This window comes from Mycobacterium sp. Marseille-P9652, from assembly GCF_902652685.1.
In the GTDB taxonomy this organism is placed as follows: Bacteria; Actinomycetota; Actinomycetes; order Mycobacteriales; family Mycobacteriaceae; genus Mycobacterium.
In genome coordinates this window covers 1-13498 of sequence record NZ_CACRUY010000086.1, presented here as the reverse complement: position 1 = coordinate 13498, position 13498 = coordinate 1, and the positions used below count along the sequence as shown (strand labels likewise).

The window sequence follows — 13498 nt, the reverse complement described above, 5'->3', positions numbered from 1 at the left end:
GTCCGCTGGGCGGCGGCTTGGGCGGCGGGACGCCCTGCGGGCGGGCGCCGGAGTTGGTGGCGAAGCGGGGGTCCGCGGCCAGGCCGGGGACGCAGCCGGCCAGCATGGCCGTCACCGCCACGAGGATGGCGGCGCGCGCGATCTGCCGACTCATGCCGACCACAGTAGCTAGACCTTGACGTATCGGGCGTAGAGGTAGCCGGCGTCGTCGGTCAGGACGTGGGCGCAGCGCATCCGGGTGAGGAGCTGGTCGGGGCCCGACGCGATGCGGCGGGCCGGGCCGCCGAGAACGAATGGCGCGATCGTCAGGCACAGTTCGTCGAGCAGGCCGCGCCGGACGAACGAGCCGAGCAGCGTCGGGCCGCCCTCCGTCAGGACGCGGCGCATCCCGCGCGCGCCGAGGGCCGACAGGATGGCTGCCTCGTCGACCTGGCCCGGGTCGTCGGCCGAGCAATCGAGGACCTCGCACAGTCCGCTGAGCAGGCGGCGCGTCTCCTCGGCGGCCGCCGCGCACGCGAGCACCAGCGGCGCGACCTCGGTGCGGGTGAACACCGCCATGTCGCGGTCGAGGCGGCCCGAGCGGGTCACGATCGCCAGCTGCGGCACCTCGCTTTGTCCGCGCGTCTGGCGGCGCTGGCGCTGGGCCGCGCCGACCTGGGCGCCGGAGTAGCCCTCGATGCGCACGGTCCCGGCGCCGACCACGATGACGTCGGCGAGTTCGCGCAGCAGGTTGAAGATGAACCGGTCGCCCGGCCCGCCCATGCCGCCGCTCGTGCCGTCCGCGGTGGCGCCGCCGTCGACGCTGGCGATGAAGTTGGCCCGCAGCGCGATCCCGTCCCGGTCGGGGTAGCGGTAGAGGTCGGACAGCGCGCCGTCGTCGAGTTCGCGCACCTGTCCGAGCAGCGCCATCGGCGAGCCCTCGGCGGCGCCGGAGTTGGCCATGGGTCCGATTGCAGCACGCGGTTACAGTTCGTGCATGCAGGGGGTGGCGCGCCTGGTGGACCGGCACCCCACGGTGACGCCGGAGCGGCTGATCGCGCAACTGCGCCCGCCGCCCACGTTCGCCGACGTCAGCTTCGCGACCTACCGGCCCGATCCGGCGGAGCCGACCGCCGCCGCCGCCGTCGCCGCGTGCGAGGACTTCTGCCGTGTCGCCGTCCAGCGACGGGCGGGCCGCCGCACGCTGCTGGGGCGGCGGGCGGTGCTGCCGGGCGTGGGCCTGTACCTGGACGGCGGGTTCGGCGTGGGCAAGACCCACCTGCTCGCGTCGTCGTACTACCGGCTGCCTGGGGAAGGCCCCCAGCCCCCAAACCCCAAGGCGTTCGCCACCTTTGGGGAGCTGACCCAGCTCGCCGGGGTGTTCGGCTTCGCCGAGTGCATCGACCTGCTCGCCGGCTACACCGCTGTGTGCATCGACGAGTTCGAGCTCGACGACCCGGGCAACACGACGCTCGTCGCGCGCCTGCTCTCGTCGCTGGTCGAGCGCGGCGTCTCGGTGGCCGCGACGTCCAACACACTGCCCGAGCAGCTCGGCGAGGGCCGCTTCGCCGCCCAGGACTTCCTCCGCGAGATCCACACGCTGGCAGAGATTTTCACCACGGTGCGCATCGAGGGGCCCGACTACCGGCACCGCGGACTTCCGCCGGCGCCGCAGCCCCTGTCCGACGAGGAGGTGACCGCGCGCGCCGCGCGGGTGCCGGGCGCGACTTTGGACGACTTCGACGCGCTGTGCGCGCACCTGGCGACGATGCACCCGACGCGCTACCTGACCCTGATCGAGGGTGTCACCGCGGTGTTCCTCACCGGCGTCCACGGCCTCGACGACCAGAATGTGGCGCTGCGACTGGTGTCGCTCACCGATCGGCTCTACGACGCCGGCATCCCGGTGACGGCGTCGGGGGCGAGGCTGGACACGGTGTTCAGCCAGGAGATGCTGGCCGGCGGCTACCGCAAGAAGTACCTGCGGGCCGTTTCCCGGCTGCTGGCGCTCACCGCCGAAGCTCACGCGTCATGAGGTAGTCGTTCTCCAGGCGGTCGCCGACCCGGAAGGTCCTCGTGCCGCTGACGGCGAACCCGTGCTTGGCGTAAAAGCGTTGCGCGCGTTCGTTTCCCTGGTTCACGCCCAGCCACACGCTCGCCACACCCCACCGCGCGGCGGTGTCGAGCGCGAGTTCCATCAGCGCCGCGGACGCGCCCGTTCTGTGGTGGTCGGGCAGGACGTACATCTTCGACACCTCGGCGCGGTCGTCCTCGCGAATCACCATGGCGTAGCCGATGATTCGACCACCGTGCCGCGCGGTCAGGATCGCCCGCGCCGGATCGGCCAGGTACTCGGCGAAGCGCTCTGCCGACAGGTTCGCGGCGACGAACGCAGCGATGTCCGCGGTGGTCGTCGCCGGCGGGCACGCCAACGGAAAGGTCTGGGCCGCAAGGGCGGCGAGCTCGGTGGTGTCGACGGAATCCGGCGTCGCGAAGCTAACCGTCAGAGATTCCGCGCGGATCACAGATTCCATTGGGCGAGGTGATATCCCGTCTTCCTGTCCAGCAGGACGACTGTGGAGACGGGGTCGCGGTAGGCGTCCCAGTAGACCTCGCCGCGCACGATCGCCCCGTTGGGGACGTTGACCAGGACGTTGTCGAGCGAGTCGGGCGCATCGTTGGGCTTGGGCTTGTAGGCGTCGGCGTACGGCGTGACCCCGGTGAAGCTGAAGTCGGTGGCCATGACGAACGGGTTCGGCACCCGGATGGCGCGCACCACCACGTCCGCGCGCTCGACGCTGCTCCCCGGGAAGCCGCGGAAGGTGCCCTCGCGCGTGTAGCCGAAGCCCGGCGGCGGGTCGCAGGGCGCCACGCCGCCGACGGTGATGTCCGCGACGTAGGTGCCGGTGTCCACCCGCAGCGTGTCGCCGATGTGGCCGATCGGCGCGTCGCCGGCGTGAGCCCGCGGGGCTTGCGGGGTCAAGCCCACCGCGGTCACGCTCGCGGCCGCGACGAGGGCGGTGGACAGGACGATCAGCCAGCGGTGCATCTTCGCCTCCCTAACGACCTTCGCATGATCGCACACCGGTCATGGCGAAGGGGAGGGGTTCGTCTTGCCGCTCAGGGATTGCAGCGCGGCGGCGAGGTCGGCCTCGGTGCGGTCCTTGTCGACGCCACTGCGGTGCAGCGGCCCCTGGCCGTCTTCGAGTTCGAGCAGCGCCAGCAGCATGTGCTCGGTGCCGATGTAGTTGTGGCCCAGGCGAAGTGCCACCCGGAAGGTCAGCTCGAGCACCTTGCGCGCCGGGCCGCTGAACGGGATGAGCTCGGGCGGTTCGCCGGTGGCGGGGGGCAGCGACACGGCGGCCCGCAGCGCCTCGGTGTCGACCTTCTGCCGCCGCAGCAACACCGTCGCCAGTGCGGCCGGATCGCTGAGTACGCCCAGCAGCAGATGGTCGGGCGTGATCTCGTTGTTGCCCGCCTCGTGGGCGGCGTTCTGTGCCGCGACGACGGCGCCGCGGGCGCGGGGGGTGAAGCGCCCGAACCCCTGCTCGGGGTCCAGGGTGGTGGCCTCGGCGCGGGGCACGAAGCGCTTCTGGGCGGCCTGCTTGGTGACGCCCATGCTCTTGCCGATGTCGGTCCACGAGGCGCCGGAGCGGCGGGCCTGGTCGACGAAGTGCCCGATCAGGTGGTCGGCGACCTCGCCCAGGTGCTCGGCGGCGAGCACCGCGTCGGCCAGCTGGTCGAGCACGTCGCTGTGGACGCGCTTGATGGCGTTGATGAGCTCGTCGAGTCGGACGGGATAGGCGATGGGCGTCGGGTCGGCCATGGGTCAACCGTAGGTTGACGCTCCGGAGGTGTCAACCTTCGGTTGACGATTCCGGTGAATGGGATGCGGGACGGCCGAGACTCTGCGACCATCCCAGATTTATGAAACCCCTCCTGCTGCCGGTCGCCGTCGCCGCGGCGGTGGGGCTGGCCGCGCCGGTCCACGCCGACGGCAGCGACGACGCGTTCCTCGCCTCGCTGCGCGCCGCCGGCATCACCTTTCCCGACCCGGGCCGCGTCATCGGGGCCGGCAAGTGGGTGTGTCAGGCCGTCGGTCAGGGCACGCCGATGGTCGACGTCGTCAAAACGATCCAGGAGCGCAACGCCGGGCTGCACGGCGACAACGCCGCCCGGTTCGCCGCGATCGCGGCCAACGTGTACTGCCCGCAGGCGATTTCGGTCGTCACGACCGGCACCGGCCAGAACGGCGGATAGCCGCCGGCGGCTCGGGATGATCGTCATCCGGCTTTAACACCCGCGCTACCGGCGCGCGGGTGAACGAAACCTTGCGTAAACATTTCGTCCTTACGCTTCGGCGATGAACGGCTAGCCGACGTGTTGAGGATGCGGACTTGGGGTTTCTTCTGGCTCGGGTGGTCGAGCCGCTGAGCAACGTCCTCAACACGCACGTCCTCGTCTACCTCCTGCTCGGCGCCGGCCTCTACTTCACGGTGCGCACCCGGTTCATCCAGGTCCGGTACTTCGCGCGCATGGTGCGCCAGGTCCGCAGGTCGCACCGCGAGGACGGCGGGATCTCGTCCTTCCAGGCCTTCAGCGTCGGCCTGGCCTCGCGGGTGGGCACCGGGAACATCGCGGGCGTCGCGATCGCGCTCACCGTCGGCGGTCCCGGCGCGATCTTCTGGATGTGGGTGGTGGCCGCCGTCGGAATGGCCACCGCGGTGGTCGAGGCCACGCTCGCCCAGATCTTCAAGGTCCGCTCGGGCGACGGGTCGTTCCGGGGCGGTCCCGCGTTCTACATCCAGCGCGGGCTGCGCTCGCGCACCGGCGGCGTCTGCTTCGCCCTGCTTCTGGTGGTCACCTTCTCGACCGCCTTCAACATGGTCGAGACCAACGCCGTCAGCGGCGTCCTGAAGTCGTCGCACGGCATCGGCATCGGTTGGACGGCAATCGGTTTGACCGCGCTGGCCGCCCCGGTGCTGTTCGGCGGGGTGCGCCGCGTCGCCAGGTTCGCCGAATGGGTCGTCCCGGGAGTGGCGGTGGCCTACGCCTTGCTGGCGCTGGTGATCGTCGCCGCCAACGTCACGGAGCTGCCGGCGGTGATCCGGGAGATCGTCGGCGGGGCGTTCGGAATCCGGCAGATGGCGGGCGGGTTCGCCGGCGGCATCGCGACGGCGATGCTGACGGGGGTGAAGCGCGGGCTGTTCGCGTGCGAGGCGGGGATGGGCAGCTCGCCCAACATCGCCGGTGCGGCGACGGTGGCACATCCGGTGGAGCAGGGCCTGATCCAGTCGCTCGCCGTGTTCGTCGACACCATGGTGATCTGCACCGCGACGGCGTTCATCGTGCTGATGTCCGGTGCCGACGTTTACGATCCGGCGCACACGGGATCGATCGCCGGTGCCAGCCTGACCGAGTCGGCGATCGCCGCGGGCCTGGGTTCGTGGACCACCGTGCTGATGACCGCGGTGGTCTTCGTCTTCGCGTTCTCCTCGGTGCTCAGCAATTACGTTGTGGCCGAGGCAAATCTGTTCTTCCTGGGCGGCCGCCGCTTCGCGATCAACGTGCTGAAGGTGGTGACCCTGCTCGCGATCATGATGGGCGCGATGTCCGAGCTCTCGCTGGTGTGGGCGCTCGCCGACCTCACCATGGCACTGATGGCCATCGCCAACCTGGTGGCGATCTGCCTGCTCGGCAAGTGGGCGTTCGCGGCGCTGCGCGACTTCCACCGCCAGGCCGCCCGCGGCGAGCGACCCGTGTTCGTCGCCAGCGAGGCCGGCCTGCCCGGCGAGCTGGTCGGCGACGTCTGGGAAGTCCCGGAGGGCCGGCAACTCGGAGAGCTGCCCGACTCGCTGCGGATGGGCGGGGGCAGGCTGCGGTCGATGAGGCTGTCCCGGGCTCCGGCCGCGTAGTCATACCCTTGTCGGCATGCGCGTCGACACGGGGCCGCTGACGTGGGGTGCACTGGCGCACACCTGGCACTTCGACCCGACGGCCGCGGTGGTGATCGTCGTCGCGGCCGGGGCCTACGGGTGGTGCTACCGGGCCGCGAGGCGCGAATCCGGGCGGGCGGTCGGTCCCGGTTCGGCGGTGTGTTTCGGCGTCGGCGTCGGGCTGTGGATCGTGGCGACGATGAGCGCCGTCGGCGCGTATGCCTACGTCCTGTTCTGGGTGCGTGCGCTGCAGGTGCTGCTGCTGCTCTACGTGGTGTCGTTCTTCGTCGCGCTGGGGAAGCCGGTCACGGTGCTGCGCCTGGGTCTCGGCGCGGCCGGCCGCCGACGCGTCGACCGCCTATTGGACACCCGGTTCGCCAGGGTGCTCGCCCATCCGCTGACGACGTCACTGGTCATGCTCGGTGTGCCCTGGCTGCTCTACCTGACGCCCTGGTACACCGCGTCCCTCCGGAACGAGTGGGTGGGCGCCCCCACCCGAATCCTGTTGGTGCTGGCGGGTTTCGGATACTTCTACGCCCGGCTGCAGGCGGACCCGGTTCCCCGCCGCTACCCGCAGACCATCTCGCTGCTGATCACCGTCGCCGAGGCGCTCGGCGACGGTGTGCTGGGGCTGGTGCTGTGGCAGGGCGCGCTGATCGGCTCGTCGTACTACGCGGAACTGCACCGGTCGTGGGGACCCGACCCGCGCCTCGATCAGACGATCGGCGCCGGCGTGTTGTGGATCCTCGGGGACCTGGTCGGGTGGCCGCTCGTGCTGCTGCTGATGCGCGCGCTCTCGCGCGACGACAAGGCGCACGCCGTCGAGGTCGACGCGCAACTGGACGCGGCGCGGGAGGACGAGAGCGGGGACGTCGCGCCCTCGGGACTGTGGTGGGAGAACGACCCCCAGCTGCGTGAACGGTTCGGCCGCGGCTGACATTTCGGGCGCCGAGCCGGCCCAGGTTTGGATTGCGGCGAATCGGGGTAGGGTCGCATATGTACGCCTCGAAATTGCACATGCGCCAGTTGCGTTGCGCCCGTTCCACTCTGATGACCATGGCGGCACTGGGTTCGGCCGCGTTGTGGTGCTCCGGCATCGGCTCCGGCGTAGCCCGGGCCGACAACAACCACGAGCGCGAAGCGTGCGCGCTGATGGACGATCACGCGTCCGCGATCCATCTGGGCTACGGGTCGACGCCCGCCCAATACGCCATGGCGGTGCTTTCCACGGAGATGCCACCGGTGGACGCCGCCCACACGCTGCTGGCGGCCACGAACGACTACTGCCCCGGCCATGCGGGCGACCTGCCGGACGGCTGGCGATAACCTCCTCCGCGCGCCGGGGGGAATCCCAATTAGACGAATGTTGAACGGTCGGTTATCTTTTCCGGGACCCAGCTAGTCATCCCGCGGCGAAGGAGCCGATGGTTATGAAGGCATCTGTCCTGGTAGTCGGAGCACTGGTCGCCGGTGCGGCGCTCGCTGGATGCGGGGGCGGGAAGTCGTCGAGCCCGTCGTCGTCCGCGACGTCATCGTCGTCGTCCTCGGCCACGTCGACGTCCACCTCGTCGGCCCCGCCGGCGTCGAGCAGCGCGGCCGCCCAGCCGTCGGACTACAGCAACCTCCTGATCAAGGCGACCGACATCGTCGTGCCGGGGGACACCTTCACGCTGTTACAGACGGTCCCGGTGCCCAACCCGGCGGGAACCGAGGGCGTCTTCATGAACCAGAGTGGGTCACGCAAGATCGACGACACGATCTACGTCTATCCCGACGCCGGCGCGGCGGCGCAGGCGCTCGACGCCAACGTCAAGGGCATTCAGGAGCTGAGCGTGAAGGCGCCGCCTGCGCCGGTCGAGGTGGGCACCGGCGGCCAGATGGCAGTGGGACCCTCGCCGGACGGCACCAAGTCCAAGGGCATCGTGATGTTCACCGAGGGAAAGGTCCTGGCCGTGCTGGAGTTCGAGAGCGCGCCGAACGATCCGCTGCCGCAGGATCTCATCCTCGACCTCGGGCGCAAGCAGGACGCCGCGATCAAGGCCGGGATGCCCGCCTGAGTCAGGCCGCCCTGGCCGTCCAGGAGAAGTTCTGCATGTCGGGGATTCGCGGCCCCAGCGCGGCGGCGACGTCGCGGCCGATCTGATCGGCGGCGGCCAGCGACGTGCCCGGGTCCAAGAACCCTTCGACCTCCACGCGCAGGGTGCGGCCGGTCCAGCGGGCCCGCGCGTGCGCATGCAGGACACCGGGGACGGTGGCGGCGACCGTTTCGGCCGTCGTGACGATCTCAGGGTCGACGCCGTCGAGCAGGCGGTGCGCGATGTCGGCGGTGACCTCCCACCCGACGTGGCAGATGAAGCCGGTGACGACGATGCCGGCCACCGCGTCGGCCCAGTTCCAGCCGAGCGCGACGCCGATCAGGCCGAGCATCGCCCCGCCCGACGACAGCGCGTCGAGCCAGGAGTGCTTGGCGTCGGCCACCATGGTGGCCGAGCGGATCCGCCGGCCGACCACCAGCTTGTAGCGGGCGACCAGCTGGTTGCCGGCGATGCCCACGGCCGCCGCGGCGATGCCCCAGCCGACGTGGCCGGTGGTGCCGTGGCGCAGCAGCTTGCTGACGCTTTCGAAGCCGGCGACCGCGGCACTGGCCCAGATCACCACGGCCACGCCAAGGCCGGCGAGGTCCTCGGCGCGCTCGTAGCCGTACGGGTAACGCTCGGTGGGGAGCCTGCGGGAAGCCCGGAATCCGACGAACACCAGGACGCTGGTCGAGACGTCCGACAGGTTGTGCAGCGCATCGCCCAGGAGCGCGACCGACCCGGACACCAGCGCGATCGCCAGCTCGATGAGGCCCGTGAGGGCCAGCCCCACGGCGCTGACGGCGACGGCACGGTTGGCCTGGCGCCGCTCGCCGGCGTCGTCGACCCCGGTGTCGAGGGGGAAACTCCCGGCCGGGTCGCGGACTCCGCTGATCACATGCATCGACCCAGCATGCCGTGATCGTGCGGTGCGGCTCAACCCGCGCAGCTCACGCGGCTTAGGTTTGTCGCCATGAAAGTCGTGGTGGTCGCGTACGGGAGCCGCGGCGACGTCGAGCCCTGCGCCGCCCTCGGTCGCGAGCTGATGCGCCGCGGTCACGACGTGCGCGTGGCGGTCCCGCCCGACCGGCTGGCCCTCGTCGAGGCGGTGGGGCTCACCGGCGTCGCCTACGGTCCGGACACCCGCGGAAGGATGGATGTCTTCGCCAAGGTGGTTGGACGCGTGGCGAATCCGATCAACGCGTTGCCCGGCGTCCTGGAGGAGCTGTCGCAGACCTGGTCGGCGAAGACGGCGACGCTGGCGTCGCTGGCGGCCGACGCCGACCTTCTGGTGGCGGGCATGACCGAGCAGCAGCTCGCCGCGAACATCGCTGAATCGCAAGGCATTCCGTTCGCGGCGCTACACTTCTTCCCGGCCGAGCTCCTGTCGCCGGGAGTGCTGCATGCCGGCATGATGCGCGAGGTGGCGAACGCCCAGCGCCGCGGGCTGAGGCTGCCCGAAGGGCAGGGGCCGCCGTCGCTCGAGATCCAGGGCTACGACGAGGTCTGCGTGCCGGGGTTGGCGGGCACCTGGGGGGATGCCGCCGCCCGGCGGCCCTTCGTCGGCGCGCTGACGCTGCAGGCGCCGACGGACGCCGACGCCGAGGTGTCGGCATGGATCGCCGCGGGTTCGCCGCCGATCTGTTTCGGCATGGGGGGCACGCCGATCGCGTCGCCGGCGGACACGGTCGCCATGGTTGCCGCGGCGTGTTCGCGGCTGGGTGTGCGGGCGTTGATGTGCAGCGGGCCCAACGACTTTGGTGACGTGTCGCGTCTCGACCACGTCAAGGTGGTGGACGCGGTGAACCATGCCGCGGTTCTGCCGTCGTGCCGGGCGATCGTCCACCACGGGGGCGCGGGCACGACGGCCGCGGGCCTGCGCGCCGGAATCCCCGCCGTCATCCTGTGGCTCTGGCTCGACCAGCCGGTCTGGGCCGCGGCCGTCGAACGCCTGGGCGTGGGCGTGGGGCGCCCGTTCACCGCGACCACCGAGGACTCGCTCGTCGCGGACCTGGCCGCGATACTCGCGCCCCAATGCGCCGACCGCGCGCGCGAGGTCGCGACCCTGACCACCCCGGCCGACCAGAGCGCCGCCAGGGCCGCGGACCTGGTGGAAGAGTTTGCGCGCCAGGGCATTCAGGCCTGAGGTTGGCACACCCCGACCCGACCGTGTTGGCCCCGCGGATGGCACACAGGGTGGGCGCGGTTGCGCGGCAACCCCATCGAATCGTCCGAGTTGCGTCCGCCCGCGCGGGATCCCAGACTTGGGCGATGGCCGTCAAGACGATCGCGCGCCGGTGGCTCGCCGGGGTCGCGGTGCTGTCCGGCGCGGTGATCGCGCCGTTGATCGCCGCGCCGGAGCAACCCGCCGTCGCGCCGCTGGCGTGCGGGATCACCTGGACGCGGACCGGCGGCGTGTGGACCTACCTGCCCGACTGCTCCCAGCAGGCGCCGCCGCCGTCGCCGCCGCCCGAGGCGCCGCGCCTCCCGCCGCCAGAGCCGCCGCCCGCTGAGCGATAAGCGGCCGTTGCTCAGCCGCGGCCGCCCCACAAGCGGTCATCCGGCCAGTCGGAGGCGCCGCCCTCGTCGAACCACGCCATGATCACCTCACGCTTGTTCGAGTCCTGCGACTCCACGTTGCGGCGTGCTCCCTCCCGGAACCACTCGGCGTGCCATATGGCGCCGGTGTGGAGGTAGCGCACCTTGATGGTGGTGTCGCCCCTGCGGTACTCCTGCATGATCGACGACGACCAGACGTGCTCCCACCCGCGTTGCATTGCCGCGCGGGCGATGACGTTGCGCAGAGCCATCTCTTCCTCCCGCTGGCTCTACCGCCACTGATCCTCGTTCGAGCCGGAGCACCGACGCGGTTCGGCGGGTCGCACCTGGCGGTGCGGGGCCCGCTAGAGCGCCCCCTGGATGGGCGCCGGCTCGAGGGCCTGCTCCCGGGCGCAGCGAACCATCCTCTCGCTGAGGTGCACGAGCGGGTCCTCGTGCCCGCCCGGCATCGTATAGGCCAATTGACGCAATTCCACCGCAAACTCGTACAAATGCTGGCTCAGTGACGGAATTTTCATTCGAACGACTGCGACTTCAATCGTGTCGGCAATAGAAAAAGGGGACCCGATCCCCACAAGGTACCCCTCCGTGGCGCGGCTCACACCCCTGCGCGGAGGCCTTCGCAATCGGCTGCCTGACCAGCGCTTTTAGATCGGGGTCCACACACCGTGGTTGTACAGGCCCCAGGTGTTCGCGACCGGGTTCCACATGAGGTTGGCCCCGGGCGCCCACGGCGGCGGAGGGGGCTGCGGCGGCGCCCATATCGGTGGCGGGCCCCACGGCCCCCAGCCCCCCGGACCGAACGGTGCGCCCGGTCCCGGCCAGTCGTGGCACTGGTTCCAGTCCCAGTCCGTGACCTTGCCCCAGCCGGGGTTCCATGGTTCGCCGGGACACCAGTGCCCGCTCGGTGGCGGGGGCGGGGCCGCCTCGGCGGTGCCACCGGCCAGGCCCAGAGCCGTCAAGGCCAACCCGCCGGCCAGCAGGCCGGTGCTCCACCGTCGCGTTCGGTTCTCGGCGTTCATGGTGCTCAGAATCCACCCTTCGGGCCGGAAAACAAAGCAGACTGGGAATGTGGTTGTCGTCGGCAAAGCGAAAAGCCATTGAGCTGCAACCCATTTCGCATCGCGTAGGCATGTGCGGCAACGCTTTTCGCTGTGCGGTCGCGTTTGGGCCTATGCCGGCGGCAAGCCCGGGGATAGTATGCGGAAATGCGTCTCAGCAATGTCGCCGCACCGGTCAGCATCGCCGTTGCCGTCCTCTCGATAGGCCCGCTCGTGCTCGTCGGGGCGCCGTCCGCGCGTGCCGACATCAGCGGGTACCGGCGTTGTGTGGCGAGCGTCAAGCAGGTGCCGATCAACGAGCACGACCCTTTGAGCTTGCAGCTTGCCCGGCAGGTCGAGATGGATCTCGATTCCGGTGTTTCCCCCGACGCGGAGGCGCAGCGAGTCGCCCAGATGGGATTCGATTCCCAGCTCGCCAACACCGTGGTGCAGTGCGCCGCCTATGAAAGGCCGTAAAACGGCCGATCCGTTTCGCCCGCGCTGCGCTACGGCGCTGCCGCCCCCATAATGGGGATTTCGTGCACGGGGTGCTGAACCGACGACTGTGCCTCGGGGGAAGAAAAGGTCGAAAGGCTATGAAGAAATTTGCAGGAATAGCGCTCGCGCTCGGCGCGTCAATTGCCGTTGCTCCCGTTGCGCACGCCGACAACGACTGGATTTCCATGGCGATTTCGGATTCCACGGGGCAGATCAAGTTCTCGGGCGGGGGATCGGCCAGCCGGTCCGCCGCCGAGCAGGTGGTGATGCAGGAGTGCCGCAAGCGGGTCAGTGACTGCCGGATCCTGGCCAGCGGGCAGGGCGGGTGCCTCGCGCTGGCCATGAACGCCGCCCACTCGAAGTACTACGGGGGCTGGGGCCCCACCCGGGAGGAAGCCGAGGCGGCCGCGTCCGCCATGGCGGGCGGCGGAACCGTCCTCGCCGACCACGACCACTGTCTTGGCGACCCCGCGAGTTAGCGAGTTAGCCGACCCGCGCCTGCTCAATTAAGTGCGGCACCGACCGCGCAAATGGGTAAACAACGCCTAGCGCGCCCGGACGGGCGCGCCGATTCTCAGTAAGAGCAGTCGGAAGGCGGAGGCAGATGGCTCGTGAAGAAGGTGGCCGGTGGGACGTCGGGGTCAAGGACGATGAGGTCTACATTGGCCGCATCTCCGACCGTGAGGAGCGATTGTTCGACGATTCGCTGACGGCTGAGGAAGCCCGCAAACTAGCCGGCCTGCTGACGAAATACGCGGACAAGGCCGACGACGCGGAGAAGTCCGGCGACTCCAAAGACTCCGACGACTCGAAGAAGAAAAAGAAGGATTCCGAGGATTCGAAGAAGTCGAAGGACGGCGAGAAGGACCGAAAGGACTCCGAGGACTCCGACAAGTCGGAAGACTCCGATGACGACTCTGACGACGACGACGACGACTCCGACGACTCCGACAAGTCTTCGGACTAGCCGGTATTCGACTCCCAGCGCAAATCAGAACCTCGAGAGGACACGCTTGTGAGCGCGACGGATAAGGCCCGAAACAAGGTGGACCAGGTCAGGGGCAGGGTCAAGGCGGCCATCGGCCGCGCCACCAACGATCGCAGGCTGGAAGCGGAGGGCAGAGCGGATCAGCGCGCGGCTCATCTGCGCGACGCCGGCGAGAAGGTCAAAGACGCATTCCGGCCTCTCGGACGTCGACAGGTCGGTCGCCGGCGCCGGCGGGTATAAGCCCCGCCGCCGCACGCAACCCTGCTTCCGCCAGACATAAACGGCTGCGACCGATTCCGGGGTGGATTCACGGTTTGGTTGCAACAGTGGTTTCTGGTGGGGTTGACAGTAGTCGGTTGAGGATTTGGGCGGGGCTGTCCCAGTCGAAGCGTTTGCGGGGGCGGTTGTTGAGTTCGACGGCGA

20 protein-coding genes and 1 pseudogene are annotated in these 13498 nt (G+C 70.0%); 12 read left to right on the top strand and 9 right to left on the bottom strand.

Going from position 1 to position 13498, the window contains the following annotated elements; all coding sequences use genetic code 11:
* Positions 1-163 (bottom strand): annotated as a pseudogene (locus tag GPY60_RS26780) (alpha/beta hydrolase); the annotation flags it as partial.
* A 5-nt stretch (positions 164-168) separates the two neighbouring features.
* Entirely contained in the window at positions 169-942 is a 774-nt protein-coding gene (locus tag GPY60_RS25205) for a pyrimidine reductase family protein (RefSeq protein WP_156690422.1), read from the bottom strand.
* On the opposite strand from GPY60_RS25205, the gene zapE reads away from it, so the two are divergent.
* Complete coding sequence (gene zapE, locus GPY60_RS25200; RefSeq protein ID WP_156690421.1) at positions 941-2014, top strand: cell division protein ZapE; 1074 nt, start codon at positions 941-943, stop codon at positions 2012-2014. The genes GPY60_RS25205 and zapE overlap by 2 nt on opposite strands.
* On the opposite strand, the gene GPY60_RS25195 is transcribed toward zapE, so the two are convergent.
* The 3 genes from GPY60_RS25195 to GPY60_RS25185 are packed head-to-tail and all read right to left on the bottom strand — an operon-like array spanning position 1989 to position 3805.
* Positions 1989-2513: a GNAT family N-acetyltransferase gene (locus GPY60_RS25195; protein ID WP_156690420.1), complete on the bottom strand. Its 525-nt coding sequence runs from the start codon at positions 2511-2513 to the stop codon at positions 1989-1991. The genes zapE and GPY60_RS25195 overlap by 26 nt on opposite strands.
* Positions 2501-3028: a hypothetical protein gene (locus tag GPY60_RS25190; protein WP_156690419.1), complete on the bottom strand. Its 528-nt coding sequence runs from the start codon at positions 3026-3028 to the stop codon at positions 2501-2503. Before GPY60_RS25190 ends, GPY60_RS25195 begins: the two co-directional genes overlap by 13 nt.
* Before the next feature lie 39 nt (positions 3029-3067).
* Positions 3068-3805, bottom strand: a complete 738-nt coding sequence (locus GPY60_RS25185; RefSeq protein WP_156690418.1) for a Clp protease N-terminal domain-containing protein — start codon at positions 3803-3805, stop codon at positions 3068-3070.
* 101 nt (positions 3806-3906) lie between these two features.
* On the opposite strand from GPY60_RS25185, the gene GPY60_RS25180 reads away from it, so the two are divergent.
* The 5 genes from GPY60_RS25180 to GPY60_RS25160 all read left to right on the top strand — a co-directional run bounded on the left by GPY60_RS25180 (position 3907) and on the right by GPY60_RS25160 (position 7972).
* A complete protein-coding gene (locus tag GPY60_RS25180) occupies positions 3907-4239 on the top strand; it encodes a DUF732 domain-containing protein (RefSeq protein ID WP_156690417.1) in 333 nt (110 codons plus the stop codon).
* A 137-nt stretch (positions 4240-4376) separates the two neighbouring features.
* Positions 4377-5894 (top strand): alanine/glycine:cation symporter family protein, encoded by a 1518-nt coding sequence (locus GPY60_RS25175; protein ID WP_156690416.1) that lies wholly within the window; start codon positions 4377-4379, stop codon positions 5892-5894.
* A 16-nt stretch (positions 5895-5910) separates the two neighbouring features.
* Positions 5911-6852 (top strand): cytochrome c oxidase assembly protein, encoded by a 942-nt coding sequence (locus GPY60_RS25170; protein WP_156690415.1) that lies wholly within the window; start codon positions 5911-5913, stop codon positions 6850-6852.
* A 119-nt stretch (positions 6853-6971) separates the two neighbouring features.
* Positions 6972-7241, top strand: a complete 270-nt coding sequence (locus GPY60_RS25165; RefSeq protein WP_156690414.1) for a hypothetical protein — start codon at positions 6972-6974, stop codon at positions 7239-7241.
* Positions 7242-7345: 104 nt separating this feature from the next.
* Entirely contained in the window at positions 7346-7972 is a 627-nt protein-coding gene (locus GPY60_RS25160; RefSeq protein WP_156690413.1) for a hypothetical protein, read from the top strand.
* A gap of 1 nt (position 7973) precedes the next feature.
* Here GPY60_RS25160 and GPY60_RS25155 read toward each other — a convergent pair whose 3' ends face one another.
* A complete protein-coding gene (locus GPY60_RS25155) occupies positions 7974-8894 on the bottom strand; it encodes a cation diffusion facilitator family transporter (RefSeq protein ID WP_156690412.1) in 921 nt (306 codons plus the stop codon).
* A 69-nt stretch (positions 8895-8963) separates the two neighbouring features.
* Between GPY60_RS25155 and GPY60_RS25150 the strand changes: the two genes are divergently transcribed.
* Positions 8964-10136 (top strand): glycosyltransferase, encoded by a 1173-nt coding sequence (locus GPY60_RS25150; RefSeq protein WP_156690411.1) that lies wholly within the window; start codon positions 8964-8966, stop codon positions 10134-10136.
* 125 nt (positions 10137-10261) lie between these two features.
* Complete coding sequence (locus tag GPY60_RS25145) at positions 10262-10510, top strand: hypothetical protein (RefSeq protein ID WP_156690410.1); 249 nt, start codon at positions 10262-10264, stop codon at positions 10508-10510.
* An 11-nt stretch (positions 10511-10521) separates the two neighbouring features.
* On the opposite strand, the gene GPY60_RS25140 is transcribed toward GPY60_RS25145, so the two are convergent.
* The 3 genes from GPY60_RS25140 to GPY60_RS25135 all read right to left on the bottom strand — a co-directional run bounded on the left by GPY60_RS25140 (position 10522) and on the right by GPY60_RS25135 (position 11571).
* Positions 10522-10800 (bottom strand): hypothetical protein, encoded by a 279-nt coding sequence (locus GPY60_RS25140; RefSeq protein ID WP_156690409.1) that lies wholly within the window; start codon positions 10798-10800, stop codon positions 10522-10524.
* 93 nt (positions 10801-10893) lie between these two features.
* Positions 10894-11067: a hypothetical protein gene (locus GPY60_RS26775; RefSeq protein WP_197283828.1), complete on the bottom strand. Its 174-nt coding sequence runs from the start codon at positions 11065-11067 to the stop codon at positions 10894-10896.
* Positions 11068-11196: 129 nt separating this feature from the next.
* Positions 11197-11571: a hypothetical protein gene (locus tag GPY60_RS25135; protein ID WP_156690408.1), complete on the bottom strand. Its 375-nt coding sequence runs from the start codon at positions 11569-11571 to the stop codon at positions 11197-11199.
* A 186-nt stretch (positions 11572-11757) separates the two neighbouring features.
* Here GPY60_RS25135 and GPY60_RS25130 point away from each other — a divergent pair, with 186 nt between their 5' ends.
* The 4 genes from GPY60_RS25130 (at position 11758) to GPY60_RS25115 (ending at position 13315) form a co-directional block, all read left to right on the top strand.
* Positions 11758-12066 carry a hypothetical protein gene (locus GPY60_RS25130; protein WP_156690407.1) on the top strand — a complete coding sequence of 103 codons (309 nt, stop codon included), beginning with the start codon at positions 11758-11760 and terminating at the stop codon, positions 12064-12066.
* Positions 12067-12185: 119 nt separating this feature from the next.
* Positions 12186-12566: a DUF4189 domain-containing protein gene (locus tag GPY60_RS25125; RefSeq protein WP_156690406.1), complete on the top strand. Its 381-nt coding sequence runs from the start codon at positions 12186-12188 to the stop codon at positions 12564-12566.
* Positions 12567-12691: 125 nt separating this feature from the next.
* Positions 12692-13054, top strand: a complete 363-nt coding sequence (locus GPY60_RS25120; RefSeq protein WP_156690405.1) for a hypothetical protein — start codon at positions 12692-12694, stop codon at positions 13052-13054.
* Positions 13055-13102: 48 nt separating this feature from the next.
* Complete coding sequence (locus tag GPY60_RS25115) at positions 13103-13315, top strand: CsbD family protein (RefSeq protein ID WP_156690404.1); 213 nt, start codon at positions 13103-13105, stop codon at positions 13313-13315.
* The last annotated feature ends 183 nt before the right edge of the window (positions 13316-13498 follow it).

Excerpts from the sequence above, each read along its gene's own strand:
- zapE (WP_156690421.1), top strand. The coding sequence starts at position 941 with ATGGGTCCGATTGCAGCACGCGGTTACAGTTCGTGCATGCAGGGGGTG.
- GPY60_RS25205 (WP_156690422.1), bottom strand. The coding sequence starts at position 942 with ATGGCCAACTCCGGCGCCGCCGAGGGCTCGCCGATGGCGCTGCTCGGA.
- GPY60_RS25195 (WP_156690420.1), bottom strand. The coding sequence starts at position 2,513 with ATGGAATCTGTGATCCGCGCGGAATCTCTGACGGTTAGCTTCGCGACG.
- GPY60_RS25190 (WP_156690419.1), bottom strand. The coding sequence starts at position 3,028 with ATGCACCGCTGGCTGATCGTCCTGTCCACCGCCCTCGTCGCGGCCGCG.
- GPY60_RS25185 (WP_156690418.1), bottom strand. The coding sequence starts at position 3,805 with ATGGCCGACCCGACGCCCATCGCCTATCCCGTCCGACTCGACGAGCTC.
- GPY60_RS25180 (WP_156690417.1), top strand. The coding sequence starts at position 3,907 with ATGAAACCCCTCCTGCTGCCGGTCGCCGTCGCCGCGGCGGTGGGGCTG.
- GPY60_RS25170 (WP_156690415.1), top strand. The coding sequence starts at position 5,911 with ATGCGCGTCGACACGGGGCCGCTGACGTGGGGTGCACTGGCGCACACC.
- GPY60_RS25165 (WP_156690414.1), top strand. The coding sequence starts at position 6,972 with ATGGCGGCACTGGGTTCGGCCGCGTTGTGGTGCTCCGGCATCGGCTCC.
- GPY60_RS25160 (WP_156690413.1), top strand. The coding sequence starts at position 7,346 with ATGAAGGCATCTGTCCTGGTAGTCGGAGCACTGGTCGCCGGTGCGGCG.
- GPY60_RS25155 (WP_156690412.1), bottom strand. The coding sequence starts at position 8,894 with ATGCATGTGATCAGCGGAGTCCGCGACCCGGCCGGGAGTTTCCCCCTC.
- GPY60_RS25150 (WP_156690411.1), top strand. The coding sequence starts at position 8,964 with ATGAAAGTCGTGGTGGTCGCGTACGGGAGCCGCGGCGACGTCGAGCCC.
- GPY60_RS25145 (WP_156690410.1), top strand. The coding sequence starts at position 10,262 with ATGGCCGTCAAGACGATCGCGCGCCGGTGGCTCGCCGGGGTCGCGGTG.
- GPY60_RS25140 (WP_156690409.1), bottom strand. The coding sequence starts at position 10,800 with ATGGCTCTGCGCAACGTCATCGCCCGCGCGGCAATGCAACGCGGGTGG.
- GPY60_RS26775 (WP_197283828.1), bottom strand. The coding sequence starts at position 11,067 with ATGAAAATTCCGTCACTGAGCCAGCATTTGTACGAGTTTGCGGTGGAA.
- GPY60_RS25135 (WP_156690408.1), bottom strand. The coding sequence starts at position 11,571 with ATGAACGCCGAGAACCGAACGCGACGGTGGAGCACCGGCCTGCTGGCC.
- GPY60_RS25130 (WP_156690407.1), top strand. The coding sequence starts at position 11,758 with ATGCGTCTCAGCAATGTCGCCGCACCGGTCAGCATCGCCGTTGCCGTC.
- GPY60_RS25125 (WP_156690406.1), top strand. The coding sequence starts at position 12,186 with ATGAAGAAATTTGCAGGAATAGCGCTCGCGCTCGGCGCGTCAATTGCC.
- GPY60_RS25120 (WP_156690405.1), top strand. The coding sequence starts at position 12,692 with ATGGCTCGTGAAGAAGGTGGCCGGTGGGACGTCGGGGTCAAGGACGAT.